The following is a 24,539-nucleotide window of genomic DNA, read 5'->3' as shown; positions in this document are numbered from 1 at the left end:
CCTGTCGGCGGGTCGTTCGGGGCTGAGTGGGTTCCGGATATTCTGTTCTGCTGGTTCTTCTTCCGCGTCACCCCAGCGCAGGCTGGGGTCCATGCGGGGCTGGTGTCTTGCACCGGCATCGTATGGATTGACCTGCGGTCGACTGCGGCTCCAGCCTGCGCTGGAATGACGGGAGGGGGGTAGGGGAAGCTCTCGTCTCTTGCATCCTCCCGCCCTTATGCCCTTCAATACAGCAGATAGCGCGCACGGCGGGCCTTGAAGCGGTTGAGGGCGGGTTGCCAGGCGGCGGCGATCCTGCGGGGGTCTTCGCCGGCCTTGATCCGATCCAGCATCGCGCGGTCGCGCAGCAGGCGGTCCACGCGGTCGATCTCGAACTTGGGGCCGTAAAGCTTCCAGAGCGCGGAGACCGCCTCCACGCCCAGCAGCGGCGCGTCCAGCCGGTCGCGGTCGTCCACGATCACCTCCACGCCCTCCACGCGCTGGCCGACATGCGGGAAATGCGCGTCGCCCGCGGGCACATAGACGATGGGCATGAAATGCACGCCGGCAATGGCGCGGCGGTTGAGATAATCGGCCAGCGCGACACCGTCGATCCAGGGCGCGCCGAAACGGAGGAAGGAGGGCTCGGTCGGCCCCTTCACATTCACATTGGTCCCTTCCAGCAGCGCGGTGCCGGCATAGGCGGTCGCCTGGGCGGGGCTGCGCAGGTTGGGGGATGGGTTGATCCACAACAGCCCGGTCTGGTCGTACCAGTCGGTGCGTTTCCAGCCGGTCATGCGGATCACCGTCAGCTTCGCGCCGATCCGGTCCTCCGCATTGAACATCGTCGCCAGCTCGCCCAGCGTCATGCCGGGGCGCATCGGCTCCGCATGCGGGGTCACGTAATTCTCCTGGCCGGGCAGCGTGACGGGGCCCTGCACCGCGACGCCGTTGATCGGGTTCGGCCGGTCGAGCAGGATCAGCTCCACGCCATGCGCCGCCGATGCCTGGAGGAAATATTTGGTGAGCGTCTGGAAGGTCCAGTAACGCACGCCCACGTCCTGCAGGTCGATCACCACCGCGTCCACGCCGGCCAGCTGGCGCGCGCCGGGGCGGCGATCGGCCTGGTTGCTGCCGTACAGGCTTAGGATCGGCAGGCCGCTGGCCTTGTCCACCCCATCATCGATATGCTCGACATCCAGCGCGGCATCGATGCCATGTTCGCCGCTGAACAGCTTCACCACCTTCAGCCCCGGCACCGCCGCCTCGGCATCCTGGCGCAGCACGTCGATCGTCCGCCGGCCGCGCCCGTCCACGCTGATCGGGTTCGCCAATATGCCCAGCCGCAGCCGCCCGCCATGGCGCGCCGCCACCTGTTTCAATTGCGCAAAGCGCTGATCCTGCAGCACGTCTATGCCCGTGCGCACGCGCGCGGCGGCGGGGGTGGCGACCAAGGCGAGCAGCGCCGCGAGGATCGCGGCCAGCAGCGCGGCGGGGGATGATTTCATGGTCGCGGTTCCGGCGCATCGAGCGCGGCGAGCACCGCGCCATGGATGGCGGGGCGGGCCTGGCCGATCAGGCTGTTCTCGCGCGTCGGGTTCACGCGGTTGGTGAGCAGGATGACGAAGGCGTCGCGCGCCGGATCGATATAGATGGTCGTGCCGGTGAAGCCGGTGTGCATGATCGCGTTCGGGGAAGCGAGCGGCCCGGCAAAGCCGCCGCCCGTGCCAGGCATGTCCCACCCCAATGCGCGCCTGCTGTCCGGCGGCAGGTGCTGGGCGCGGCGGAACAGGTCGACGGTGCCTTGTTTCAGCAAGCGCTTGCCGCCCGATTGCCCGCCGTCGAGCCAGAGCTGCGCGAGCCGGGCGAGATCGGCGGCGGTGGAGAACAGCCCGGCATGGCCGGCGACGCCCCCCATCAGATAGGCATTCTCGTCATGGACGACGCCGTGCACCATGGCGTGGCGCAGTGTGTCGTCCTGCTCGGTGGGCGGGATGCGGTGCAATTTGCCGCGCGGCGGGCGGAATCCGGTATCCTTCATGCCCAGCGGGCCGAAGACCTCCGCCTGCAGGAAGCGGTCGAGCGGGCGGCCGCTGATGCGCTCGACGATCTCGCCCATCAGGATCAGGTTGAAATCCTGGTACAGATAGGTGGTGCCGGGCGGGCTGGCGACGGGCAGCGCGTGGATCGCCGCAAGGATGGCGGGCTTGTCCCTGGCTTTCCACCAGAAGGGATCGCCCGATTTCAGGCCCGAACTATGGGTGAGCAGGTGGCGGACGGTGATCGCATCATGCCCGGCGGTGCCCGCGAATTCGGGCAGGTAGCGGATGACGGGTGCGTCCAGGTCCAGCCGGCCGCGATCGTAGAGCAAGGCGGCGGCCATCGTCGTGCCCGCCACCTTGGTGAGCGATGCGAGATCGAAGATCGCGTTGGCCGGCATCGGCGGCGCGCCGGGCGAACTGTCGATCCGCCCGAACGCCTTCAGCGCGACCAGCCGGCCATGCTGCCCCACCGCCAGCACCGCGCCGGGAAAGGCATGTTCGGCGACGAACCGGTCCGCCTCCGCAAAGGCGCGGGCGAAGCGGGTTTCCTGGGTGGCGGTGGCGGTGACGAGTGCAGCGCCGGGGGCTTTGCGCGCCGGGGCTTCGGCCTGGGCGGGATGGGCGAACAGCAGCAGCGCGGCGGTGGCGGCGAGCCAATGGGGGCGGGGGGTGGCGGCGTGCTGGCGGAATCGAATCGTCATTGCGACGGAGCGTAGCGACGAAGCAATCCAGTGGCCAATGTCGCGCGGTGCCCGCGCGAACGATCATCCCCATCCGGTCCGTCATGCCGGCGGAGGCCGGCCTCTCCCGATGGACAAGGCGCAATCTGTTCGGGAGACCCCGGTCCTTCTTGAGCCTCGATGCGGAAGAACAAGAACAAGGGGTTGGCCTGCGGCCGACTTTGTCCCGACAGGCTCAGCCCGAACGGGAACTGGTCACGCCGTGGCCTTTGCCCGTTTCGCGCGGGGCTTCGGCGTCTTGGGCGCTTTCATGCGCGTGGCCTGTTGTTTCAGCACGCGCATCAGTTCGGCGCTGGGCTCGCGGCCGGTGAGCACCTGGTAATAGACGGGGACGAGGCGGAGGCGTTCCAGCGGTTCGTCGTCGATATTGAGCGCCCAATAGCCGATCTGGTGGAAATAGGTGACGCGCGCACGCACCAGCGCCTCGTCGCCCGAATAGCCGTCGCGCTCGAGGAATTCCTGGATCAGTTCGATCCACGCCTTGTCGACGCGCGCCACCGATGCCGCGACCTCGGCCGATCGCCGCGCCCAGGATCGCACCGCGATATCGAACAGCAGCACGCTGGCATCCTCGCCCAGCCAGATGCCGAACACTTCCACCATGCCGTCGGTCGCGCGCGCCGAACGCGCGCGCACCTGCGCGATCTCGAAATAATTGCGTGCTTCCCAATCGGTGAGCAGCGCATCCAGCAATTCGCGCCGGTCCTGGAAATGCCAGTAGAAGCTGCCGCGCGTCACGCGCATCTGGCGGGCGAGCCGATCCACCTTCACATCGTCTATGCCGCGATCGACCAGGATCTTGCGCGCGGCGGCGATCCAGTCCTCTCGGCCCAGGCGGCGGGCGGGCTTGGCGGGCTTTGCCGTTTTGTCGGCTTTTGCGGCGTCGGTCATCAGGCCGGCAGCGTTGCGCGCAAAGTGCCCGAATGTCCAGCATCCAGTGGCGCCGGCCGCGCGCCATGCGCCGAATCGCCGCGTGATCGCCTGCGATTTTCCATGCAGTGACGTTTGTTGTTGGTGGATCATGTCCAAACACTTCTGTATTTTTTTCTGTGTGTTCAACCTATGGCTTCTGTATGGAAGATCATAATAAAATGCGGTTTTTCAATAGTTTGGTTGGGGAGTCATATGCCTGAAACCGTATATGACAAACCCCGTTGCAAAAGTGCCGATTTTATATGACAGTAGTGCATGGAAAAGATGATCGCTGACGGGCCGTTCAGGCGTCGCGGCGGGTTCAGGCTGGGGATTGGAACATGCAGATGAAGCGGACTTTGTTGGTGGCGTGCGCGATCGGGGCGATCGCGGGGGCGCAGGGGGCGGCGCTGGCGCAGGATGCCGGGCAGGGCGCGGAGGCGCTCGACGCCAACGAGATCGTCGTCACCGCCAGCAAGCGCGAGGAGCGGTTGCAGGACGTGCCCGCATCGGTCACCGCGCTGGGCGCGGAGACGATCGAGACGCTCGGCATCTCCAGCTTCCGCGACTATGCCAGCCTGGTGCCCGGCCTGTCGCAGCGCGACAGCGGCCAGCCCGGCGTGGGCACGATCATCATGCGCGGCCTGAATTCGGGCGCGCAGCAGACGACCAACACCGCCGGCTATTATATCGACGACGCGCCGTTCAGCTCCAGCGGCTATCTGGCGGTGAGCGCGCTGATGACGCCCGAGCCCGAACTGGCGGAGATCGAGCGGATCGAGGTGCTGAAGGGGCCGCAGGGCACATTGTACGGCGCCGGCAGCCTGGGCGGCCTGATCCGCGTCGTCACCAAGAAGCCCGATCCCACGCGCTTCTCGATGAGCGCGCGCGCCGAGGTGAGCCATGTGTCGCATGGCGAGGAAGGCTTCCTGGCGCGCGGCACCGTCAATATCCCGATCATCAAGGATGTCGCCGCGATCACCGCCACCGGCTATTATCGCCGCCTGCCGGGCTTCGTCGACAATGTCGCGACGGGCAAGCGCGACGCCAACCGGTCGACGATCAAGGGCGGCCGCCTGGCGCTGTTCGTCGAGCCGGTGGCCGATCTCAAGATCAACCTCGCCGCCCAGTTGCAGGATATCGACCTGGTGGGATCGAGCGGGATCAGCACCATCCCCGGCAGCTTCACCCCCGAATTCGGCGGCTATAGCTACGATCCCTTCTTCGATCTGCCCGGCAAGGTGAAATATCGCCTGATCAACGGATCGATCGATTATGCGACGGGCATCGGCAACATCACCGCATCGGCCAGCTACGCCAAATACAATGTCGCGACGCGCGCGGACTACACCGCCGCCTATATCCCGCTGGCGCGCAACACGCTGGGGCCGATCTCCAGCCTGGTGTTCGGTGCGCCGATCGATACGATCCTGCCCGCCAGATCGCGCGCGCTGGCGCTGATCAATCCGGCGGCGGAGAAATATTCGGCCGAACTGCGCTTCGCATCGAAGCGGCTGGGGCCGATCGAGTTCCTGGCCGGGCTGTTCTACACCGATGAGGACAGCATTTATATCACGCGCGTGTCCGCGCTGAACGCGGCGGGCGCGCCGCTGCCCGCGCCGTTCCAGACGCTGATCCTGGCGACGACCACGTCGAAGTACAAGGAAATCGCGGGTTTCGGGAACCTGACCTTCTACCTGACCGACACGCTCGACGTCACCGGCGGCGTGCGTTACGCGCATAACGAACAGGTGGCGGGCACCGGCGGGCCGGGGGCGATCAGCTTCTTCCTGCCGCGCGCCGCCTCCACCTTCAAGTTCGAGGACAATGCCACGACCTGGCTGGCGACCGCGCGCTGGCGGCCGATGCGCAACCTCAGCTTCTATGCGCGCGCGGCGAGCGGCTATCGCCCCGGCGGCCCGCAGACCAATTCGGCGCCGCCGCCCGGCGCGCAGACGCTGGTCCGGCCCGACGGCGTGTGGAACTACGAAGTCGGCATGAAGGGATCGGCGCTCAACGGCGCCTTCAGCTTCGACGTCGCCGCCTATCATATCGACTGGGACGACATCCAGCTCAACACGCTGGTCAACGGCTTCGTGCTGGGCGGCAATGCGGCGAGCGCCACGGTGGACGGGCTGGAGATGCAGTTGCAGGCGCGGCCCAATTCGCGGCTCACCGTCGGCGCCAATATGGGCTATACCGACGCCAAGCTGAAATCGATCACCGCAACCGCCGCCGCCGTGCTGGGCGCGCGGGCGGGGGACCGGCTGCCGCTGACCCCGCGCTACACCGTCGCGCTGATCGCCGATCACAGCCTGCCCTTCTCCGACAGCGCGATCGGCAATGTTGGCGCCACCCTGCGCTTCCAGTCGGACATGCCGTCCACCTATCCCGCGCTCGATCCCGGCCGCACGCAGAAGCTGCCGGATATCACCACGCTCGACCTGCGCGCCAGCGTCACCTTCGACGAGCGCTACACCGCGCAGCTTCGCGTCGACAACGCGTTCGATACTTTGGGTTTCACCAATATTGACGCGGCCGGCGGCGCGGTGGTCATCCGCCCGCGCACCGTGTCGCTGGGGCTGGGGGTGAAGTTCTGATCCGCCGTTAAACTGCCGTCATTCCAGCGAAAGCTGGAATCTATGCGGTGCCGGCGCGTGACCGGAGATCGCATGGACCCCAGCTTTCGCTGGGGTGACGGGTGGGAAATGCTGAACATATGCGTCCCGGAGCTTCAGGAGAGTAGAATGGACCGACGCCAATTCATCGCAGGCTCCGCCGTCGGCGCGGGGGCGCTGCTGGCGGCGTCGCGCGCCGCCGCCGAGAACCTGCCGCGCGCGACGCCCGACCAGATGCGCAAATATGTGCGCGATCCGGGGCCGAAGATGCCGGTTTCCAAAGTGAAGGCCGCGTGCAGCACCGACAATGCGATCGTCACCGAAACGATCCTGAAGGTGATGCGCGAAGGCGGCAACGCCGTCGACGCCGCGATCGCGGGCTGCATGGTGCAGGCGACGGTCGAGCCGTTCATGACCAATCATACCGGCACCGTCACCTTCCTCTATTACGAGGCGAAGAGCGGCAAGCTCTACCAGCTCGACAGCACCGGCACCTTCCCGGCGGATCTGCCGCCCTTCCGCCCGGTGCCGCCGATGCCCGGATCGGGCTATGCCGCCTATCCGCCGTCCGCGGTGATCCCGGGCTTCATGCCGGGGCTGAAGGAAATGCATGCGCGCTTCGCCAGCAGGCCCTGGGCGTCGCTGTGCGAGGATGCGATCCGCTGGGCGGAGGAGGGGCACCCCGTTTCCACCTTCGAAGTGCAGGTCAACGAATTCGGCGCCAATTTCTACAATCACTTCGCCGATGGCCGGCGCTTCTTCGCCCCCGGCGGCTTCCTGGTGAAGGTGGGCGACCTGTTCGTGAACAAGCCGCTCGCCCAGACCTTGCGCAAGGTGGCGCAGGAAGGGCCCGATCACATGATCACGGGCGAATGGGCCGATGCCTTCATCGCGCGCGGCAATGCGATGGGCTGGAAGATCGAGAAGCGCCACATGACGGCGACGCCGCCGCGCTGGATCGATCCGCTGCGCTTCGCGCACAATGAATATGAGATCGCCAGCCTCGCCCCGCCGCAGAACCAGGGGCTGCGCATCGCGATCACGCTGGGCATCCTGCGCCATCTGGGCATCCGCAAGGTGCGGCCGGGCTCCGCCGAGCATCTGTTCTACATGGCGCATGCGCTGCGCCACGCCATCTATCATGCCGGCTTCAGCGGCGATCCGGTGGCGGTGGCCGATTACGACACCGCCGCCCTGCTCGACGAGGATTTCTTCGCGCATTCGGCGCGGCTGATCCGCGGCATCATGCCGAAGGTGGACCTGTCCGCCCATGTGCGCATGACGGGGGGCGCGAGCCCGCTGGGCGGCGAGGCGACGGGGGCGGGCAACCGGCTGGAGAAGCAGCCGAGCGGCAGCTGCGAGCTCGCCGTCGTCGATGCCCAGGGCAATTGGGTGCAGATGATGAACACGCTGCAATCCGGCGGCATTCCCGGCGTGGTCGTCGGCGGCGTGCCGATGGTGGGCAGCCATTGCACCTTCGACCAGCCCGGCACGTCGATGATGCAATTGCTCGCGCCCAATGCGCGGATGCGCACGGTGATGGGCAACACCATCGTGCTGAAGGGCGGCAAGCCGGTGCTGTCGCTGGGATCGCCGGGCAATGTCCATTGCACGGTGCCGCAGGTGCTGACCTATGCGCTCGATTTCAACATGTCGCCCTATGACGCGTCCGATGCGCCGCGCATGCTGCCGCTGACCGACAGCAGCGAGATGGTGATCGAGGATCGCCTGTCGCCCGAAGCGCTGAAGGGGCTGGCGGCGATGGGGGTGAAGGTGCGCGCGGTCGCCGCCTATGACTATCATATGGGATCGTTCCAGATGGCCTATCGCGACGCCAGGGGCGCACTCGGCGCCTCCGCCGATCCGCGGCGCATGGGCGTGGCGGACGGGCTGCGCTGATGCGGCCGCTCGCGTTCCTGCTGGCGCTGGCGCTGCCGGGCCTGGCCCAGGCTGAAGCACCGATGGCGGAGGCGTATCAGCGCGCCGCCCGGGTGCTCGACGCCAATCTGACGGGTGCGATCCGCAATGCGGAGGTGACGCCGCACTGGTCGGCCGACGGCAAGAGCTTCTGGTATCGCCGGGATGCGGCAAGCGGGAACGGCGAGGGGCAGGAATGGCTAGTCGTCGATGCCCGCACGGGCGCGCGGACGAAGCCGTTCGACGCGGCGGCGCTGCGTGCGGCGGCGCAGGCGGCGATCGGGACGGCGAAGCTGCCGGCGGTGCTGCCGGTGAGCGCGATCGATCGCGAGAGCGTGACGATCGGCCTTGCGGACGGGATCGTCACATGTCGTTTGCCGCGACTGGAGTGCGGCCGCATCGCGCTGCCCGCCCGCGCGGCGGACGCGATCTGGTCGCCCGACGGCAGGCAGAGCGTGTTCGCGCGCGACCATAATCTGTGGCTGCGCGGCGAGGGCGGGGCCGATCCGGTGGCGCTCACCACCGACGGCGTCGCCGACAATGCCTATGGCGCCCCATCGGACATGTCGCTGTTCGCGATCCCGACGATGCGCTCCACCGCGCCGCGCCCGCCCGTCGGGCTCGCCTGGTCGCCCGATGGCCGTTATCTGCTGAGCGACCGCGTCGACCAGCGCGCCGTGGCGCCGATGCCCTTTGTCGAGGCGGTGCCGCTCGACGGCAGCCTGCGGCCGAAACTGTGGCAGCCGCGCATCGCGCTGCTGGGCGAGAGCGAGGCGATCAAGGGCGACCTGACCGTCTTCGACATCGCCGCGCGCACGCACCGGCGCGTGCAATTGCCGGAGGGCTGGCGCACATCGCCCAGCGTCTTCCACTGGTCCGCCGACGGGCGCCGCGCCTATGGCCTGGCGTCGACGCGCGCGCAAAAGGCGATCGGGCTGGTCGAGATCGAGCTGGCGACGGGGGCCGCGCGGCTGGTGGTCCGGGAGGACACGCCGGTCTGGGGCCGGTTCAACGCCTTCATCTACAGCGCCCCCAATGTCCGGATCCTGGAGAAGACGGGCGAGGCGATCTGGTTCTCCGAGCGTGATGGCTGGGGGCAGCTGTATCTCTACGATCTCAGGAGCGGCCGGCTGAAGCGGCAGCTGACCATGGGCAAGCGCACGGTGCGCGACATCGTCGGCGTGGACGAGGTGCGGCGGCGCGTGATCTTCACCGCCGGCGGCGCCGATGACGGCGAGGATCCCTATCTCGTCCGCATCCATGCCGTGGGGCTGGATGGCGGGCGGGCCGTGCTGCTGACCCCCGAAAGCGCCGTGCATGTCGCGGCGCGCGCGCCGGTCGGCAATGCGATGGCGGGCTGGGTCTTTCCGGGGATGACGGCGCCGGGATCGGCGGCGAAGGCACCGGCGGCGACTGGCGCGCTCTCCCCCGACGGCGCGACGATCGTCGAAAGCCATTCCGCGCTCGATCGACCGCCGGTGAGCGTGCTGCGCTCGGCGATCGACGGGCGGGTGATCGCCACGCTCGAAACCGCCGATGTGTCGCAGGTCGCGGCGGCGGGCTGGCGCGCGCCGACGCGCGTGCGCACGCTGTCCGCCGACGGCAGGACGCCGATCTGGGGCACGGTGTGGTTCCCGCCGGACATGCAGCCGGGGCGCAGATATCCGGTGATCGACGCGATCTATGGCGGCCCGCAGGTGACCAACGCGCCCGCCGATTATCGCGAGGCGGTGGTGACGATGAACCCGCGTTCGCGCGCCAGCCTGGCCGAGCTGGGCTTCATCGTCGTCACCATCGACGGGCGCGGCACGCCCGGCCGGTCCAAGGCGTTCAACAATGAGAGCTATGAGGATTTCGCGGCGCCCGAACTGGCCGATCATGTCGCCGGCATCCGCCAGCTCGCCGAACGCTTCGGCAGCTTCGACCTCGATCGCGTCGGCATCTATGGCCACAGCTTCGGCGGCTATACCTCGGCCGCCGGCATCCTGACCTATCCCGATTTCTACAAGGTCGCGGTGTCGTCGGCGGGGCCGCTCAATTTCCAGGGCTTCTATCCGGTGGAGGGCATCTTCCCCTTGCCCGATTACGGCAATGGCCGGACGGCGCGGCCCGATGCGGGCGCGGTGCCCGCCAATTACGCGAAGCTGGACCTGATGCCGCTCGCCGGCAATCTGAAGGGCAAGCTGATGCTCGTCTATGGCGAGCATGACGAGAATGCGCTGCCCAGCGTGACGTTGCAGTTCGTCGACGCGCTGATCAAGGCGAACAAGCCCTATGACCTGATGTACCTGCCCAACGAGGGGCACGGATTCTTCCGCACCAGCCCCTATTATACCCAGCGCATGTGGAATTATTTCGTCAAGCATCTGCTCGGCGCCACGCCGCCCGCCGATTTCCGCCTGCAATTCAACGCGGCGGCGCCGGCTGCCGGTTATTGAACCCCTGTTTCCAGACGAGGATGTGATGAAAGTGACGCGCCGCACCGCAATGAAGGGCCTGATCGCGACCGGAGCCGCGACCGGCCTTGCCCCGCATCTCGCCGCCGCCGCGAGCAAGGTCGATCTTTCGCCCGCGCGCTGGCCGAAGGGCGAATATGATCGCTTCATGGCCGCGCAGGGCGTCGATCGCACCCGCGCGGGCGCGGCCAGGGGCACGCATGGCGCGGTGACCGTCGCCTATAACGGGCTGGCGGCGCGCGCGGGGCTGGAGGCGCTGAAACAGGGTGGCAACGCCATCGATGCGGTGATGACGGGCGCGCTGGCGCAGGTGGCGCTCACCATGGGCGCGCCGATCAGCTATTTCGGCATCATGTCCCTGGTCTATCACGAGGCGAAGACCGGCAAGACCTATACGATGAACGCCGAATGGAACACGGTGCGCGGCGAGACTGATCCGATGTCCATCCCCGGCCAGATCGATTTCTCCAGCACCGAGGCGCTGCAGGGCAAGGGCGCGCCGAGCGGCCGCACCGCGCTGGTCGGCGGCTTCATGAAGGGCGTGGAGGCGGCGCATCGCCGCTTCGGCAAGCTGCCCTTCGCCAGCCTGTTCGATCCCGCCATCCATATCGCCGAACAGGGGATGCCGGTGACCCCGATGCTCGACAGCGTCTTCAAGTTCCGCGACAAGGATATCCGCCGCCTGCCCGAAACCCGCGCGACGCTGGTGAAGTCCGACGGCAGCGCCTATGCGCTGGGCGACAGCTTCCGCCAGCCCGCGCTCGCGAAGACGCTGCGCGCGGTGGCGCGCGACGGCGCCGATTACATGTATGGCGGGCCCTGGGGCGAGCGGCTGATCAAGGCGATCCAGGCCGATGGCGGCAAGATGACACTGGAGGATCTGAAGGCCTATCGGGTGATCTGGGCCGATCCGCTGGAGGCGCCGCTCCGCAACGGGTTCAGCGTGCGCACGTCGCCCGTGCCCAATTTCGGCGGCGTATCGCTGATCGAGGCGCAGAACCTGGCCGATGCGGCGGGGCTGTGCGGCGGCGAGCATTGGACGAAATCGTCCGACGCGCTGCGCAAGGCGGCGGAGATCACGCAGCTTTTCGGCATCTCGATGTTCCCGAAGCAGGCGCAGGAGGCGATCTATCCGGGCATCGACTTCAGCGACGCCGCGCGGGTGACCAAGGATCATGCGGCGGCGCTGTGGAAGCAGATCGAGGGGGGCAAGACCTTCACCAAGTGGAAGCGCAATTCCCCGATGCACTCGGACGACATCGTCGCGATCGACAGCGAGGGCAATATCGCCGCGATCACCCATTCGATCAATTGCGTGAACTGGGGCAAGACCGGCATCTTCGTCGACGGCATCTCGATCGGCGATCCCGCATCCTTCCAGCAGGCGATGATCGCGCGCGTCACGCCGGGCGAGCGCCTGCCGGCGCCGACCGAGACGGGCGTGCTGTTCAAGGACGGCGTTCCCGTGCTGGGCTTCGCATCGATGGGCGCGGGCCTGCACCAGCGCACGTTCCAGGGGCTGCTCAACTATACCTGTTTCGGCATGGATGTTGAGGAGGCGATCAACACCGCCGATTTCTATCTGCCCGCGGTCGACCCTGCGACGGGCGACACCACGCTGACCGTGCCCGAGGGAAGGTTCGACGAGAAGGTGCTGGCCGGAACCGGCCTTGCCTGGCGCGTCGTCCCGCTGGAGGAAGCGCGGCTGGGCGGCGAGGGCAAATGGGTGGCGATCAGCCGCGATCCCAGGACCGGTGCGCTCCACGCCGCATCGCACAACCGCAACAACAGCGCGGCGGTGGCGTATTGAGGGCCGCTCGATACCATCGCCGTTTGGACTGAGCCTGTCGAAGTCCTGTTCTTCCTTAGCTCCGCGTCGAAGAAGGACAAGGACTTCGACAGGCTCAGTCCAAACGGCGTGTGGAAGGCTCCTGCGCCCAGTTGACAGACGCCCCGCACAGGCGGAGCATCCGCGCCCGTGACACCCATCGCGGAGAGGCGGCATGTGCGACAATGATATCCATCCGGGGCTGGTCGAGGACTGGACGCTTTCGCGCCGGGGCTTCGTGGCGACGGGGCTGATCGCCGGGCTTTCGACCGCCGCCCATGCCGCCGCCGCCAAGGTCACCGAAAAGGACGTGACGGTAACGACGCCCGATGGACAGGCCGATGCGGTGCTGTTCCATCCGGCGGGCAAGGGGCCCTGGCCGGCGGTGCTGATGTGGCCCGATATCATGGGCCTGCGCCCGGTGTTTCGCGAGATGGGCCGGCGGCTGGCGTCCGACGGCTATGTCGTGCTCGTTCCCAATCCCTTCTATCGCAACAAGCGCGCGCCGGTGATGGCGGGGGCGATCGATTTCAACGATCCCGAGACGCGCAAGATCCTGATCGGCTATCGTCAGGCGATGACCGACGATGCGGTCGATCGCGACGCCATCGCCTATCTCGCCTTTCTCGACGCGCAGCCGCAGACCGCGAAGCGCAAGCGCGCGGGCGTGCAGGGCTATTGCATGGGCGGCCCGCTTTCCTTCCGCACCGCGGCGGCGGTATCGGGCCGGATCGGCGCGGTCGGCAGCTTCCATGGCGGCGGCCTCGTCACCGACACGCCCGCCAGCCCGCATCTGCTGATCCCGAAGACGCATGCCGCCTATCTGGTCGCGGTCGCGAAGAACGACGATGCGCGCCAGCCCGCCGCCAAGGACGAGCTCAAAAAAGCCTTCGCCGCCGCGAAGCGCCCGGCCACGGTGGAGGTCTATCCCGCCGATCACGGCTGGTGCGTGCCCGGCAGTCAGGTCTATGATCAGGCGGCCGCCGAAAAGGCATGGAGCGCGTTGCTCAAGATGTACAAGACCAGCCTGGTTTAGCGGTCGCGCCCGCTGCCCGCGTCTTCCCGCATCCACGCCGGGATGTTTCGCCGGGCATGCAGGACACGCCACACGTCCACATGGTCGCCCCTGTCCATATAGAAGACGAGATAGGGGAAGCGCGCGAGCTTGCGGGTTCTGAGGCCCGGCAGATCGAGTTCATGGGCGTAGCGCGGCGAGCCGGTTGCCGGGCGCGCGGATATGGCGCGATAGGCCGCTTCGAGCGCGTCGACAAAGCGTAGCGCTACATCGGCCCCGGCATCGACGATATAATGATCGACCGCTTCTTCCGCGTCCCTGATCGCCTGTGCGCGGGGACGGATCGGGCGCTTGTTCACGTCGCGGTGCGTCCGCGCACCCGTTTTCGCAATCCGTCGAAATAGGCGTCATCCAGTGGTTCGGTCGGCTCCGTCTCCGCGCCATCCAGCAGAAGCTTTCGGAGTGCCTGCCGATCCAGATCCTTGCGGATCAGTTCGCGCACATATTCGCTGCCGGTGCCGAAACCCCTGTCGGCAACCTGGCGATCGACGAAATCCTTCAGGGATTCGGGCAGGGATATGTTCATGGTCGACATGGTGGTTTTTCTGCGCCGTTTGGCAAAATTTGGCAAGGAATCATATCTTAAGTCAGTGAAAACAAATTGATATGAGAATTGTTGAGCGCAATTCGCGGTGCTTGCTGCTGAACGGCTCTCTCCCGGGAACCGTCCTGTTTTGGATCGCGATCTTCGAAAAGTACCTGCTGCAACGCAGCAATTCAATTAGTGTGCGTTCCTGGCGAATGATATGCTTGCCCCGTCACGGGAGGCTTTCATGATCAAGGCCGCCATTCTCATGCTCCTTGCGGCGATCGCGATCGCCGCCGTCTTGCTCGTCCCCCGCCGGATCCGGCGCATGCGGCGCCGCGCCGCGCGCCGGCAGCACGAGGCGGGCATCATCCGGTTGCCGATCGACGAACAGGACAGCAGCGGATAGCATCGCACCCGCATTGCCATATGGCATGATCTATCCTATATGCTGCCATATGGAGATTGGCCATGCTGGCATTGAAGCCCGTTGATACCACGCCCCAGGCGTTTCGCGCGGACCCCATCACGCAGAAGGAGGGGGAGGCGATGTTTCGCGCCGTGCTCAACCTGTTCGGCAAATGGAGCGTGACCGACGATCAGGCGGCGGCGCTGCTCGACATGCCGGTGCGCACCTATCGGCGCTGGAAGGCGGAGGGGCCGGGGCGGCTCTCGCGCGACGGGCGGGCGCGGCTGTCCAACCTGATGGGCATCCACAAGGCGCTGCGGATGATCTTCAACGAAGCGCAGCGCGGCTATGCCTGGGTGCGCGCGGCCAACCAGGGCTTTGCCGGCGCCAGCGCGCTCGACGTGATGCTGGGCGGCGAGCTGACTGATATCATGCGGGTGCGGCGCTATCTCGACGCCGAGCGCGGCGGGTGGTGACGGCGGCGGAGGGGAGTCCGGTCGCGAGGGTTGAATGGAACGGGGCGGTGCGGATCATCCGCAGCCTGTTCCCGCCGATCGACCTGTTCGAGGATATCGCCGATCCGGCCGACTGGCCGCTGCTGCTGTCGGCCGAGCAGAAGACCAATCCGCGCATCATGGAAACGATCGGCAATCTCGATCTGGTGCCCGCCGGGCGGCGCGTGGGCGGGCCGGGCGCATCCTATCTGATGGCGCCCTTCACCCATGTCAGCCCCGATCGGCCGAGCCGCTTTTCCGACGGCAGCCATGGTGCGCTCTATGTCGCCGAAAGCTACGAGACCGCGCTGTTCGAGACGATCCATCACCATGGCCGCTTCATGGCGCGCACGGCGGAGGCGCCGGGCTGGACCTCGCAATTCCGCGAAATCGTGCTCGATATTTCCGCCGACCTGCACGACCTGCGCGGCGCGGACCCGGCGAGCGACCCGATCCTCGACCCCGACGACTATGCCCCCGCGCAAAAACTGGCCGCCGCGCTGCGCGGCGCGGGCGCGGACGGCATCGTCTATCCGAGCGTCCGCCATCCGGGCGGCGAATGCGTCGCGCTGTTTCATCCCGATTGCGCATCGGCGCCGCGCCAGGGGCGGCACCTGGATTATCACTGGAACGGCGCCACGGTGGATCTGGTCCGCGACGCGGGCAGCGGGACGGTGTTCAGGGTTGTCGAGGGCGGGGTGGGGTAGGTAGCTCACTGAATTGCAGGTAGAATCTAACTTGTCATTCCCCTGCACGCGCACTGGTGACCGGGATTTCAAAAAAGGAGAGATTGAGTGGCAGGTGCACAGTTCCAGCACATTTTGGGGCTCTCCTGAACCGCTCATCCTGAGGAAAGACTGAGTAGCTGCGCAGCAGCGTATCGAAGGCTTGTCTCGAAGGACGCTGGATGCGGTCAGGTCCTTCGAGATGCCGTTTCGACTTCGCTCAACGGCTCCTCAGGATGAGCGGCTCGGTGGGGGCCTCAGGAACAAACCGGCAGCCAACCCCAAATCATGTCTCGACAGCATGATTGCAGGCTTATCCCTCGGAATATCTGCTCCGCAACAGACTCCCGCTCCAAAATCCCGGACACCAGTGCGCGAAAGCAGGAATGACATCGCGTGGACACCGTATTCGAACGATATGGGATGACCTCTTTCCCGATCAGCATCCGTGATCGGCGACTCCGCCGCGCGGTCGCCGCCGTTCCTCATTGTCGAGCCGGCGGAACGGATCGCGCAGGAGGTCGCGGTCGCGGCGGTCTTCGCGCTGGTCGCGGTCCTCCTGCTCTTCTTCCTGTTGTTGCTGCTGTTGTTGCTGCTGTTGTTGCGGGCGCTGGCCGGCGCGGTTGCGGGCGCGGCGGGTGTCCATCATCTCGATGCGGCGGCGGGTGGCCTCGTTGCGCGCTTCGGCGGCGGCGTCGCGCTCGCTTTCGGCCTTGCGGATATCATCGCTGCTCGCGCCGGGGCGGTTGCGCAGCGTGTCGAGCTTGCGTTCGGCCGCCTCGGATGCCGCCTGCGCGGATTCGACGCCTTCCAGCACCTTGTCGAACAGCGTGTTGAACTGATCCTCCGGCATCGTCATCAACTCGCCATCGGCGCGCGGGGGCAGGGGGACGGTGGCGGTGGTCGGCGGTTCGGGCTCGGCGACCGGGCGCATGCGCGGGGTGCCGCCACCACCGCCGGGCGTCGCGGTCCGCCCGCTGCCGGGCGTGTTGCGCCATTCGGCACCCACCCAGGCATCGCCGCTTTCGCCGGTGTCGGGAAAGCGCAGTCAGGTTTCCCCGCCTTGCGCATCGCAACAGGCCGCCGTTACCCGAAGTGTCGCCGGGCCGACATCGAAGCGGATCGAGATGCCCTGCGCCTCGCTGTAGTGGAGCGAGGGGATCACGCTGCCCGATCCCTGGACCGACCAGCGCGCCAGCCGCACGCCGTCCGCCGTCTGTGCGCAGCCGCAATCGCCGACGATGATGGAGTCGTAGCGTTCCTGCCCCTTGTCCCACACCATCCGGTAGAAGGTCTTGCACGGGCCGCGCGCGTCGTTCGCCTGGTCGGTCTCGACGCCGTCGCGCTTGAAGAAATCGCGGATGTCGTCCCTGGCGCGGTCCATCGCGTTCTGCTTCACCGATCCCAGGATCTTGTCGGCCAGTTCGCGCCCGAAAAAGCCGGTCAGCGTCTCGGCCGCGCCGGCGCCGCCGGCCGCGCCGGAAAGCGCGCCCCACAGCATCTGGCCCGAACCCACCATGATATCGCGGCGGTCCATCACCAAAGTCTGGCTATGCGCCAGATCGACGGCGGCCCTGGCGCATTTGCTCATCCGCTGGCCGCGCAACTGCGCGACCCCGGCGGAGACGCGATCGGCGATCTGTTTCTTCGTGCCCGTCGCGGCCGGGCCGATCAGCCGCTCGACGATATCGGGGGTCAGGTTGCGCGCCGCCCATTCGGAATAGGTCTCCTCGCCGTCGCGCTGGTCGAGCCAGCGGTCGGCATGGGTTTCGACGGGCGTGCGATCCGCCAGGGCGGGCGCGGGCAGGGCGATCAGCGTGAAGGCGGACAGCAGCAGAAGCGCGAATGCGGACAATCTCACGGGAACACCTCCCTGTTCGAGACTTGCCGGGATACGCGGCCCGATAAATGTACAGGAGCCAGGCCAGTCGAGCCATGGGGCAATGCGGCTTGTCTACGCGCCGGCCGCGCCCGGCGCTGTGCGGTCGGTCACAGGCGCGCGTTCAGCGTGTCGGCCAGATCCAGCGCGGGGCCTCCGGGCTCTCCGCATGCGTTTCGCCGAGCCGCTTGGCGAGTGCGATCTCGCACATCGCATGTTCGGTGCGCAGGCCGTGGATCAGCCTTTCGCTGTGCGACACCAGGATGATCTGGCAGCGGCGCGAGGCATGGGCGAGCAGCCGGGCGAGCGCGTCGAGCAGCGAGGGGTGAAGGCTCGCCTCGGGCTCGTTGAGGATCATGATCTCGGGCGGGCGGGGGGAGAGCAGCGCCGCCACCAGCAGCAGATAGCGGAGCGTCCCGTCCGACAATTCCTTGGTGTCGAGCGGCCTCAGCAGCCCGGGCTGGCGCATCTCGACCACGCCGTAATCGCTGCCCTGCACCGCGATGCGCGATCCGGGAAAGGCATCCTCCACCGCGTCGCGCAGGGCATCGGCATCGCCCACCGCCAGGATCGTCGCGATCGCGGCCGCCAGATCGGCGCCGTCGCTCGCCAGCACCGGCGTATAGGTCATCACCTGCGGGCGGCGCGCCGGCGCTTCGGCATCGGTGCGCAGGCTGTCGTAGAAGCGCCAGTTGCGCATCCGCTCGCGCATCAACAGCAATTCCAGCCCGTCCTGCGGATCGGCGCAATGCGTCACCATCGAATCGAAGGGCAGCAGATTGCCCAGCGCATCGCGCCATTCGCCGCTGTCGGCCCGGCGCAGCTTCACCGCCGGCCCGCGCCGTTCGGCGAACAGGCTGAGCCGGCCGGGCAGTTCGCCGGTCCACATCGATTCCAGCTTGATCTCCGGATCGCGCTGAAAGGGATACATGGGCTCGGGCAGGCCCAGTTCGATGGCATAGCCGAAATCCTCGCCCGAAAAACCGAGCTTGAGCGCGACCGGCGCCGAACGCACCGTGCCCTGCACGGGGCGTTCGCCGCTCAGCATCTCGCGGCTGAACCGTTCCGGCCCCGCCCATAATGTGGAGGACAATCCGCCTTCGGCCGCGAGCGTGGCGATCAGCCGGCCCTGCGCGGTCTCGGCGAGCAGGCGCAGCGCGCGGTAGAGGCTGGATTTGCCGCTGCCATTGGCGCCGGTGATCAGCGTCAACTGCCCCATCTCCAGCACGATATCGCGCAGCGAGCGATAGCCGGCGACGGCCAGGCGCGTGATCACGCCGGTGCGGCAATGCGCCGTAGGCGCATTTCCAAACGGACTCTCACACCACCAGCGCCATGTCGCTTTGCAGTTCGGCGGCGCGCAGGAACGCCGGCCGCGCGGTCAGGCGCGCCAGATAGTCGCGCGTGCGCGGTTCGAAATCGGCGGAGACGCCCAGCCGGTCGGCTAGGTACAAGGCGTAGCCCACCGCGATATCGGCCATGGTGAAGCGGCCGCCGCACAGATGCCCGGCGTTTTCCAGCGCGCGTTCGACGCTCTGCGCGCGCTTCAGGAACCAGAGGCGGTAATCCTCGGCCACCTGCGCGCTGCGCCGTTCCTCCGGTTCCAGCCGCGAATAACGCAGCACCAGGGTGAGCGGGAAGGTGAGCGTCGCGTCGCTGCGGTGCAGCCAGTTGAGGTAAAGCGGATAATCGGGCTCGGCGGGGGAGAGGCGCAGCGACGCGTCCTGCGCCATCTCGCCGATCAACTGGCACATCGCGGCGGATTCGGTCATCACCGCATCGCCGACGCGCAGCGCGGGCACGGTGCCGAGCGGATTGATGTCCAGATAGCCCTCCACGCAATAGCGCGGCGGGAAGGGCATCTTTTCCAGTTCATAGGAAAGCCCGGCTTCCTCGAGCGCCCAGAGCGGCCGGAGCGAACGGGAATCGCGACAATGGTAAAGCTGCATCGGCGGGCCTCCGGTGGGGTGAACTCTGTGGCCCAGCCGGCGGGAGCGTTCAACCTGGGAGCGGGGGGAATCTCTCCTCCCCATCTGCGATGGGGAGGAGAGGGAGGCATCACTTCTGCGCGAGCAGCACTTCGGCGATCTGCACCGCGTTGAGCGCGGCGCCCTTGCGCAGATTGTCGCCCGCCACGAACAGGACCAGGCCGTGCTCGACGGTGGGATCGCGACGCACGCGGCCGACGAACACCGGATCCTTGCCGGTCGCGTCGAGCGGGTTGGGCACGTCGGTCACCACCACGCCGGGGGCGACGCCGAGCAGGGCGAGCGCGGCCTCGACCGAGATGGCGCGATCGAACTCGACGTTCATCGACAGCGCATGGCCGGTGAAGACGGGCACGCGCACGCAGGTGGCGGAGACGGTGAGCGCCGGCAGGTCGAGGATCTTGCGGCTTTCGTCGCGCAGCTTCAGCTCTTCCTCGGTATAGCCGTCTTCCTCCAGCACATAATTGAGCGGCACGACGTTGAAGCCGATCGGCACCGCCCACTTCTCGGGCTGGCCAAGATCGACGGCATCGCCGTTCATCGCGAGCGCGGCGCAATCGGCGGCGCCGACGGCGATCTGCTTGCGCAGCACCTCCACGCCCTCCATGCCGCCGCCCGACACAGCCTGATAGGTGCTGGCGACCAGCCGCTTCAGCCCCGCCGCCGCGTGGAGCGGCTTGAGCACGGGCATCGCCGCCATCGTCGTGCAATTGGGATTGGCGACGATGCCCTTGGGAATGGTGCGCAGCGCCTCCGGATTGACCTCCGCCACCACCAGCGGAACCTCCGGATCGGCGCGCCAGGCGGAACTGTTGTCGATCACGATCGCGCCCGCCGCCGCGACCTTGGGCGCCAACGCGCGCGAGGTCGATCCGCCCGCCGAGAAGAAGACGATATCCAGCCCCGCATAATCGGCGGTCGCGGCATCCTCGACGACAACCTCGCCGTCGCGGAAGGGCACGCGGTTGCCCGCCGAACGCGCGGATGCGAACAGCCGCAGCGAGGCGAGCGGAAAGTCGCGCTCGGCCAGCAGGCTCAGCATCATGCCGCCGACCAGGCCGGTGGCGCCGACGATACCGACATTGGGCCGGGCGGGCAGTGCGTGGGATTGAGTCATGATCGTACGTCTCCTGTTGGTGCGGAGGCGCGGGATCGTGCTGGCTTGTGGATTTCAAGACCGCCCCGCGCTTCGCGGGGCTCTGTCCTGTTGTGCCTTACGTCAAACCGTCAGCACACCAAGGACCGCCCCGCGCGTGCGGGTCGGCTTAGTGCTAATCGATTTAATCATCGTGCTGGACATCGCGGCCCCGTTAGCGGGGGTGGGGGCGTGTGTAAACAGGAAAGCGGCGCCGGCCATTTCTTTACGCATATGAAGCGGGAGCGGTTGAGCCCGCGCGCGCGATCCGCCAAGTCTGTGCGATCGCAGGCGATTCCGGGACGGACAATGCAGGCAAGCGAATGGGCGCGTCTCTCGACGCTGATCGACGAGGCGATGGAGCTTGCCGAGGATGCGCGCGACGCCTTTCTGGCCGGCCGGCTGGCCGACGATCCCGCGCTGCTGGAGCGTGCCAAGGGCATTCTGGCGCGGATGAAGGACGATCGCTTCCTGGAACATGCCGGCCCCGCCGAAGCCGTGGCAGACATCATCCCCGCCGGCCGGCGTTTCGGCGCATGGCGGATCGACGGCGTCATCGCGCGCGGGGGCATGGGAACGGTCTATGCAGTCGCGCGCGCGATCGGCGGTTTCGAACAGCGCGGCGCGCTCAAGCTGGGCCATGCCGATGGCAGGATCGACCGGGTGCGCTTCGAGACGGAGCGCCAGCTTCTCGCCGATCTCGATCATCCCGGCATCGCCCGGATATTCGATGGCGGCATAGAGGCGGACGGCCGCCCCTGGATGGTGATGGAACGCGTCGATGGCGGGCCGATCGACCGTTGGTGCGACACGCATCGCCTTTCGCTCGGCCGGCGGATCGCGCTGGCGATCGAGGTCGCAGAGGCGGTGGCGCAGGCGCATCGCATGCTGGTGCTGCATCGTGATCTGAAGCCCGGCAATGTGCTGATCGATGCGGGTGGCCGCGCGCGGGTGATCGATTTCGGCATCGCCAAGCAGCTCGCGCTGAGCGACCGGACGGAGGGCGTATTGCCGCTTTCGGCCCCCTATGCCGCGCCGGAACTGCTGACCGGCGAGCCGGCGGGGCCGCCCTGCGACGTCTATGGCGCGGCGGCGCTGCTCTACGAACTGGTGACAGGCCGGCCGCCGATCGACCTGGAGGGCGTTCCCGTCGCGCTCGGCATCGGCCGCGTGCTCGAACGCGACCCCAGGCGATTGGCCGAACTGCGCGCGGTGGCGCCGGTGCTGGCCGATGCGCCGGCGCGGCTGGTTTCCGATCTGGACGCCGTGCTCGCCCGCGCGCTGCGCAAGGAGCCAGCCGCGCGCTATCCGACGCTAGACGCCCTTGCCGAGGAGCTTCGCCGCGTGATGGACGGGCGCGCGGTGATGGCGCGCGCGGGCGAGCGTGGCTACCGGCTGCGCCGTGCCGCCTGGCGCGCGCGCTGGCCGATCGCGGCGGCGGCGGCGATCGTGCTGGCGCTGACCGGCGGGCTGGCCGCGACGTTGATCCAGAAGCGCGAGGCGATCGCCGCGCGCGATGCGGCGCTGTCGGAGGAAGCGCGCAGCGAAGCGGTGCGCCAGTCGCTTTACCTCCTGCTTGCCGAAAGCGGCGAGATGGCGGGTGCCCAGGCGGGCGCGCGCGAGGTGCTCGATCGCGCGACGCAGCGGATCGTTTCGCAATATGCCGGCCTGCCCGGTGGCGCGGCGCCGGTGCTGCATGCGCTTGGCGAACTTCATTTCTATCTGGGCGATTATGCGGCGGCGAAGGCGGCGCTGCTGCCGGTGGTGACGGCCAGGGCGGGCTCGGTGTCGCCCGAGACGCTCGCCGCCGCGCGCTACGATCTGGCGCAGGCGCTGGTCCGCATGGGCGATCTGGATGCCGCGCGGCCGCAGCTTGCCGCCGCCCAGGCCTTCTGGACGACGGATTCCGCGAAATGGCGCGCGCGGCTGATCGACAGCCGGCTGGTCGAGGCGCAAGTGCTGCGCGCGAACGATGCCAAGGCGGCTGCGGCGCTGCTGCGCACCGCGCTGGCCGATCATCTGGCGATGCACGGTGCGGACAATCGCCAGACCGGGGTGTTCCACAATAATCTGGGCGTATCGTTGCAGGGGCTGGGCGATCTGGCGGAAGCGGGCAGGGCGTTCGAAGCCGCGCGCGCCGTCTGGCGGCGGACCGGGCTGGTCGAAACCCCCGACGCGCTCAACACCGCCAATAATCTGGCGGCGATTGAGGCGCTGGCGGGCCGGCCCGAACGCGCCGAACCGCTGTTCGCCGAGGCCGTCGCGATCCGTCGGAAATTGTTCGGTGCGTCGGCGGCGACCGCCGCGCTGATCGCCAATCACGGCAAGGTGCTGCTCCAGACCGGCAAGGCCGATGCCGCGCTGATCGCGCTCACCGAAGCCGTGCCGATGGCGGAGGCATTCGCGGGTGCGGGATCGATGCATCATGTCGCAGCACTTGCCGGGCTTTCGGAAGCGGAGATCGCGGCGGGGCGGGGCGCGCCGCTGGCGACCGCGCGCGCCGCGATCGCCGCCGCCGAAGCTGGCAAGGCCCCGCCGCCCGGCGTCGCCATGGCGCTGCTGGCGCTGGCACGGGCCGAAGGGGCGGCGGGCGAGAGATCGGCGGCGAAGGCGACACTGGCGCGCTTCGATGCCATGCTGCCCACGCTAGGCTCGGCCGCCGGGCGGTTGGCTGAGGGGGCAGGGCAGGTACGCCGACGCTATCTCGATTGAGGGGGCGAGCGTTCGTTGCGGCGCGCGCAGTTCAGGCGGCTTCAGCGCTTTCCATCTCGATCAGCATCAGCGCCTTGGCCTTGGTCCAGTCGCGGCGGACGGTGCGTTCGGTGATGTCGAGCATGTCGCCGATCTCGCGTTCCGAATAGCCGCCGAAAAACCGGTATTCGACGATTTCGGCAAGGCGCGGGGCAAAGGTGGCCAGTCGTTCGAGCGCATTGTCGAGCGCCAGCAGCCGTTCATCACTCTCCCAATAGATATCGGGCAGGTCATCCTCGAACACGGCCAGCGCGCCGCCGCCGCCGCGCTTGGCGGCCAGGCGCGCCTGGGCGTGATTGATCAGGATCTGGCGCATGGCGCGCGCGGCGGTGCGCAGGAAATGCCGTTCGTCGGCGAAGCCGTGGGTGCCGCGCAGTTTCAGGAAACATTCGTTGACCAGTGCGGTCGATCGCATCGTTTCCCCCGCTCCGTAGCGCCAGTGCAGGTCGCGGGCGATCCGCCGAAGCTGGGGATAAAGCGTTTCGGCAAGTGCGTCGGGGGAATCGGCGGGCATTGCGCCATTATGCGGATACGTCCCCCGCTTTCCACCCAAAGCGTGACGCATCGGGCGGATGAATCCGCCCGATGTACCGCGCGCCGGCGTCAGCCGGGCATTTGCGCTAGGCAATCGCGGATGGCGGGCAGCGATTCTTCCAGCCTGGCGCGCGACACGAACACGCGCGTCGTACCGCTCATCAGTTCGCCCCGCCTGTCGGCGCCGATGCCGGCGGCATCGTCCCGGCGCGCGGCTTCGCCGGTCCACCACGCGACCGCCTTCATCGTGACCCGCGCCAGTTCGGGCGGCGCTTCCCCGGCGGGCAGGATCCGCGACGATGCCGACGCCGCCGAAAGCAGGCCACGACAGCGATAGGCGAATTCGACATCGGCCAGACTGACGCTGGCGGCGGCTGAGGAAGCGGCGGGTGAAGATGCGGCGGAATTCGGGGGCGTCGTGGCATTGTCGGCGGCGTTCATCGACGGATCGTCGCCTGAACAGCCGGCAAGCAGCAGGCCGGCGGCCATAGCGGGAGAAAGAAGGGCGTTACGCATCATGGCTCCTTTGCG

At 67.7% G+C, this 24,539-nt stretch carries 21 protein-coding genes; 9 read left to right on the top strand and 12 right to left on the bottom strand.

The window, feature by feature from the left end:
* Window positions 1–224: 224 nt before the first annotated feature.
* From ACODTA_RS06815 to ACODTA_RS06805, 3 genes are all read right to left on the bottom strand, one after another.
* The gene (locus ACODTA_RS06815) at window positions 225–1,487 is read right to left on the bottom strand and encodes an exo-beta-N-acetylmuramidase NamZ family protein (RefSeq protein ID WP_489065058.1); all 1,263 of its coding nucleotides are present in this window, start codon (window positions 1,485–1,487) and stop codon (window positions 225–227) included.
* Entirely contained in the window at window positions 1,484–2,722 is a 1,239-nt protein-coding gene (locus tag ACODTA_RS06810; protein WP_489065057.1) for a serine hydrolase domain-containing protein, read from the bottom strand. Before ACODTA_RS06810 ends, ACODTA_RS06815 begins: the two co-directional genes overlap by 4 nt.
* Window positions 2,723–2,956: 234 nt before the next feature.
* Window positions 2,957–3,652 carry a TetR/AcrR family transcriptional regulator gene (locus tag ACODTA_RS06805; protein ID WP_489065056.1) on the bottom strand — a complete coding sequence of 232 codons (696 nt, stop codon included), beginning with the start codon at window positions 3,650–3,652 and terminating at the stop codon, window positions 2,957–2,959.
* A gap of 368 nt (window positions 3,653–4,020) precedes the next feature.
* Between ACODTA_RS06805 and ACODTA_RS06800 the strand changes: the two genes are divergently transcribed.
* The 5 genes from ACODTA_RS06800 (at window position 4,021) to ACODTA_RS06780 (ending at window position 13,528) form a co-directional block, all read left to right on the top strand.
* Entirely contained in the window at window positions 4,021–6,273 is a 2,253-nt protein-coding gene (locus ACODTA_RS06800) for a TonB-dependent receptor (RefSeq protein WP_489065055.1), read from the top strand.
* Window positions 6,274–6,420: 147 nt separating this feature from the next.
* Window positions 6,421–8,190 (top strand): gamma-glutamyltransferase family protein, encoded by a 1,770-nt coding sequence (locus ACODTA_RS06795; protein ID WP_489065054.1) that lies wholly within the window; start codon window positions 6,421–6,423, stop codon window positions 8,188–8,190.
* Window positions 8,190–10,646, top strand: coding sequence for a S9 family peptidase (locus ACODTA_RS06790; protein ID WP_489065053.1), 2,457 nt, complete (start codon window positions 8,190–8,192; stop codon window positions 10,644–10,646). The genes ACODTA_RS06795 and ACODTA_RS06790 overlap by 1 nt, the downstream gene beginning before the upstream one ends.
* A gap of 25 nt (window positions 10,647–10,671) precedes the next feature.
* Window positions 10,672–12,474 (top strand): gamma-glutamyltransferase, encoded by a 1,803-nt coding sequence (locus tag ACODTA_RS06785; RefSeq protein WP_489065052.1) that lies wholly within the window; start codon window positions 10,672–10,674, stop codon window positions 12,472–12,474.
* Between the two features lie 193 nt (window positions 12,475–12,667).
* A complete protein-coding gene (locus ACODTA_RS06780; RefSeq protein WP_489065051.1) occupies window positions 12,668–13,528 on the top strand; it encodes a dienelactone hydrolase family protein in 861 nt (286 codons plus the stop codon).
* On the opposite strand, the gene ACODTA_RS06775 is transcribed toward ACODTA_RS06780, so the two are convergent.
* Window positions 13,525–13,866: a type II toxin-antitoxin system RelE/ParE family toxin gene (locus tag ACODTA_RS06775; protein ID WP_489065050.1), complete on the bottom strand. Its 342-nt coding sequence runs from the start codon at window positions 13,864–13,866 to the stop codon at window positions 13,525–13,527. The genes ACODTA_RS06780 and ACODTA_RS06775 overlap by 4 nt on opposite strands.
* Window positions 13,863–14,093: a ribbon-helix-helix domain-containing protein gene (locus ACODTA_RS06770; RefSeq protein WP_489065049.1), complete on the bottom strand. Its 231-nt coding sequence runs from the start codon at window positions 14,091–14,093 to the stop codon at window positions 13,863–13,865. Before ACODTA_RS06770 ends, ACODTA_RS06775 begins: the two co-directional genes overlap by 4 nt.
* Window positions 14,094–14,340: 247 nt before the next feature.
* On the opposite strand from ACODTA_RS06770, the gene ACODTA_RS06765 reads away from it, so the two are divergent.
* The 3 genes from ACODTA_RS06765 (at window position 14,341) to ACODTA_RS06755 (ending at window position 15,703) form a co-directional block, all read left to right on the top strand.
* Window positions 14,341–14,502, top strand: a complete 162-nt coding sequence (locus ACODTA_RS06765; protein ID WP_489065048.1) for a hypothetical protein — start codon at window positions 14,341–14,343, stop codon at window positions 14,500–14,502.
* 62 nt (window positions 14,503–14,564) lie between these two features.
* Entirely contained in the window at window positions 14,565–14,978 is a 414-nt protein-coding gene (locus ACODTA_RS06760) for an MbcA/ParS/Xre antitoxin family protein (protein ID WP_489065047.1), read from the top strand.
* Window positions 14,979–15,025: 47 nt separating this feature from the next.
* Window positions 15,026–15,703 carry an RES family NAD+ phosphorylase gene (locus ACODTA_RS06755; protein ID WP_489065046.1) on the top strand — a complete coding sequence of 226 codons (678 nt, stop codon included), beginning with the start codon at window positions 15,026–15,028 and terminating at the stop codon, window positions 15,701–15,703.
* 457 nt (window positions 15,704–16,160) lie between these two features.
* On the opposite strand, the gene ACODTA_RS06750 is transcribed toward ACODTA_RS06755, so the two are convergent.
* The 5 genes from ACODTA_RS06750 to ACODTA_RS06730 form a co-directional block, all read right to left on the bottom strand.
* Window positions 16,161–16,655 (bottom strand): hypothetical protein, encoded by a 495-nt coding sequence (locus ACODTA_RS06750; RefSeq protein WP_489065045.1) that lies wholly within the window; start codon window positions 16,653–16,655, stop codon window positions 16,161–16,163.
* Window positions 16,656–16,769: 114 nt separating this feature from the next.
* The gene (locus ACODTA_RS06745; RefSeq protein ID WP_489065044.1) at window positions 16,770–17,582 is read right to left on the bottom strand and encodes a hypothetical protein; all 813 of its coding nucleotides are present in this window, start codon (window positions 17,580–17,582) and stop codon (window positions 16,770–16,772) included.
* A gap of 142 nt (window positions 17,583–17,724) precedes the next feature.
* Window positions 17,725–18,876 carry an AAA family ATPase gene (locus ACODTA_RS06740; protein WP_489065043.1) on the bottom strand — a complete coding sequence of 384 codons (1,152 nt, stop codon included), beginning with the start codon at window positions 18,874–18,876 and terminating at the stop codon, window positions 17,725–17,727.
* 43 nt (window positions 18,877–18,919) lie between these two features.
* Window positions 18,920–19,549 carry a glutathione S-transferase family protein gene (locus ACODTA_RS06735; protein ID WP_489065042.1) on the bottom strand — a complete coding sequence of 210 codons (630 nt, stop codon included), beginning with the start codon at window positions 19,547–19,549 and terminating at the stop codon, window positions 18,920–18,922.
* A gap of 109 nt (window positions 19,550–19,658) precedes the next feature.
* Complete coding sequence (locus ACODTA_RS06730; RefSeq protein ID WP_489065041.1) at window positions 19,659–20,705, bottom strand: aspartate-semialdehyde dehydrogenase; 1,047 nt, start codon at window positions 20,703–20,705, stop codon at window positions 19,659–19,661.
* Between the two features lie 327 nt (window positions 20,706–21,032).
* Between ACODTA_RS06730 and ACODTA_RS06725 the strand changes: the two genes are divergently transcribed.
* A complete protein-coding gene (locus tag ACODTA_RS06725; protein ID WP_489065040.1) occupies window positions 21,033–23,435 on the top strand; it encodes a serine/threonine-protein kinase in 2,403 nt (800 codons plus the stop codon).
* 31 nt (window positions 23,436–23,466) lie between these two features.
* On the opposite strand, the gene ACODTA_RS06720 is transcribed toward ACODTA_RS06725, so the two are convergent.
* Entirely contained in the window at window positions 23,467–23,988 is a 522-nt protein-coding gene (locus ACODTA_RS06720; RefSeq protein ID WP_489065039.1) for an ECF-type sigma factor, read from the bottom strand.
* Window positions 23,989–24,077: 89 nt separating this feature from the next.
* Entirely contained in the window at window positions 24,078–24,524 is a 447-nt protein-coding gene (locus ACODTA_RS06715; protein ID WP_489065038.1) for a hypothetical protein, read from the bottom strand.
* Window positions 24,525–24,539 lie beyond the last annotated feature (15 nt).

The organism is Sphingomonas sp. FG14, from assembly GCF_057809675.1.
The sequence above is the reverse complement of the archived record's forward strand: the minus strand, read 5'-3'. Positions and strand labels throughout refer to the sequence as shown.

Bases quoted from the DNA above. Each gene is read 5' to 3' on its own strand.
- ACODTA_RS06815 (WP_489065058.1), bottom strand. From the start codon at position 1,487: ATGAAATCATCCCCCGCCGCGCTGCTGGCCGCGATCCTCGCGGCGCTG.
- ACODTA_RS06810 (WP_489065057.1), bottom strand. From the start codon at position 2,722: ATGACGATTCGATTCCGCCAGCACGCCGCCACCCCCCGCCCCCATTGG.
- ACODTA_RS06805 (WP_489065056.1), bottom strand. From the start codon at position 3,652: ATGACCGACGCCGCAAAAGCCGACAAAACGGCAAAGCCCGCCAAGCCC.
- ACODTA_RS06800 (WP_489065055.1), top strand. From the start codon at position 4,021: ATGAAGCGGACTTTGTTGGTGGCGTGCGCGATCGGGGCGATCGCGGGG.
- ACODTA_RS06795 (WP_489065054.1), top strand. From the start codon at position 6,421: ATGGACCGACGCCAATTCATCGCAGGCTCCGCCGTCGGCGCGGGGGCG.
- ACODTA_RS06790 (WP_489065053.1), top strand. From the start codon at position 8,190: ATGCGGCCGCTCGCGTTCCTGCTGGCGCTGGCGCTGCCGGGCCTGGCC.
- ACODTA_RS06785 (WP_489065052.1), top strand. From the start codon at position 10,672: ATGAAAGTGACGCGCCGCACCGCAATGAAGGGCCTGATCGCGACCGGA.
- ACODTA_RS06780 (WP_489065051.1), top strand. From the start codon at position 12,668: ATGTGCGACAATGATATCCATCCGGGGCTGGTCGAGGACTGGACGCTT.
- ACODTA_RS06770 (WP_489065049.1), bottom strand. From the start codon at position 14,093: ATGAACATATCCCTGCCCGAATCCCTGAAGGATTTCGTCGATCGCCAG.
- ACODTA_RS06765 (WP_489065048.1), top strand. From the start codon at position 14,341: ATGATCAAGGCCGCCATTCTCATGCTCCTTGCGGCGATCGCGATCGCC.
- ACODTA_RS06760 (WP_489065047.1), top strand. From the start codon at position 14,565: ATGCTGGCATTGAAGCCCGTTGATACCACGCCCCAGGCGTTTCGCGCG.
- ACODTA_RS06750 (WP_489065045.1), bottom strand. From the start codon at position 16,655: ATGCGCCCGGTCGCCGAGCCCGAACCGCCGACCACCGCCACCGTCCCC.
- ACODTA_RS06735 (WP_489065042.1), bottom strand. From the start codon at position 19,549: ATGCAGCTTTACCATTGTCGCGATTCCCGTTCGCTCCGGCCGCTCTGG.
- ACODTA_RS06730 (WP_489065041.1), bottom strand. From the start codon at position 20,705: ATGACTCAATCCCACGCACTGCCCGCCCGGCCCAATGTCGGTATCGTC.
- ACODTA_RS06725 (WP_489065040.1), top strand. From the start codon at position 21,033: ATGCAGGCAAGCGAATGGGCGCGTCTCTCGACGCTGATCGACGAGGCG.
- ACODTA_RS06720 (WP_489065039.1), bottom strand. From the start codon at position 23,988: ATGCCCGCCGATTCCCCCGACGCACTTGCCGAAACGCTTTATCCCCAG.
- ACODTA_RS06715 (WP_489065038.1), bottom strand. From the start codon at position 24,524: ATGCGTAACGCCCTTCTTTCTCCCGCTATGGCCGCCGGCCTGCTGCTT.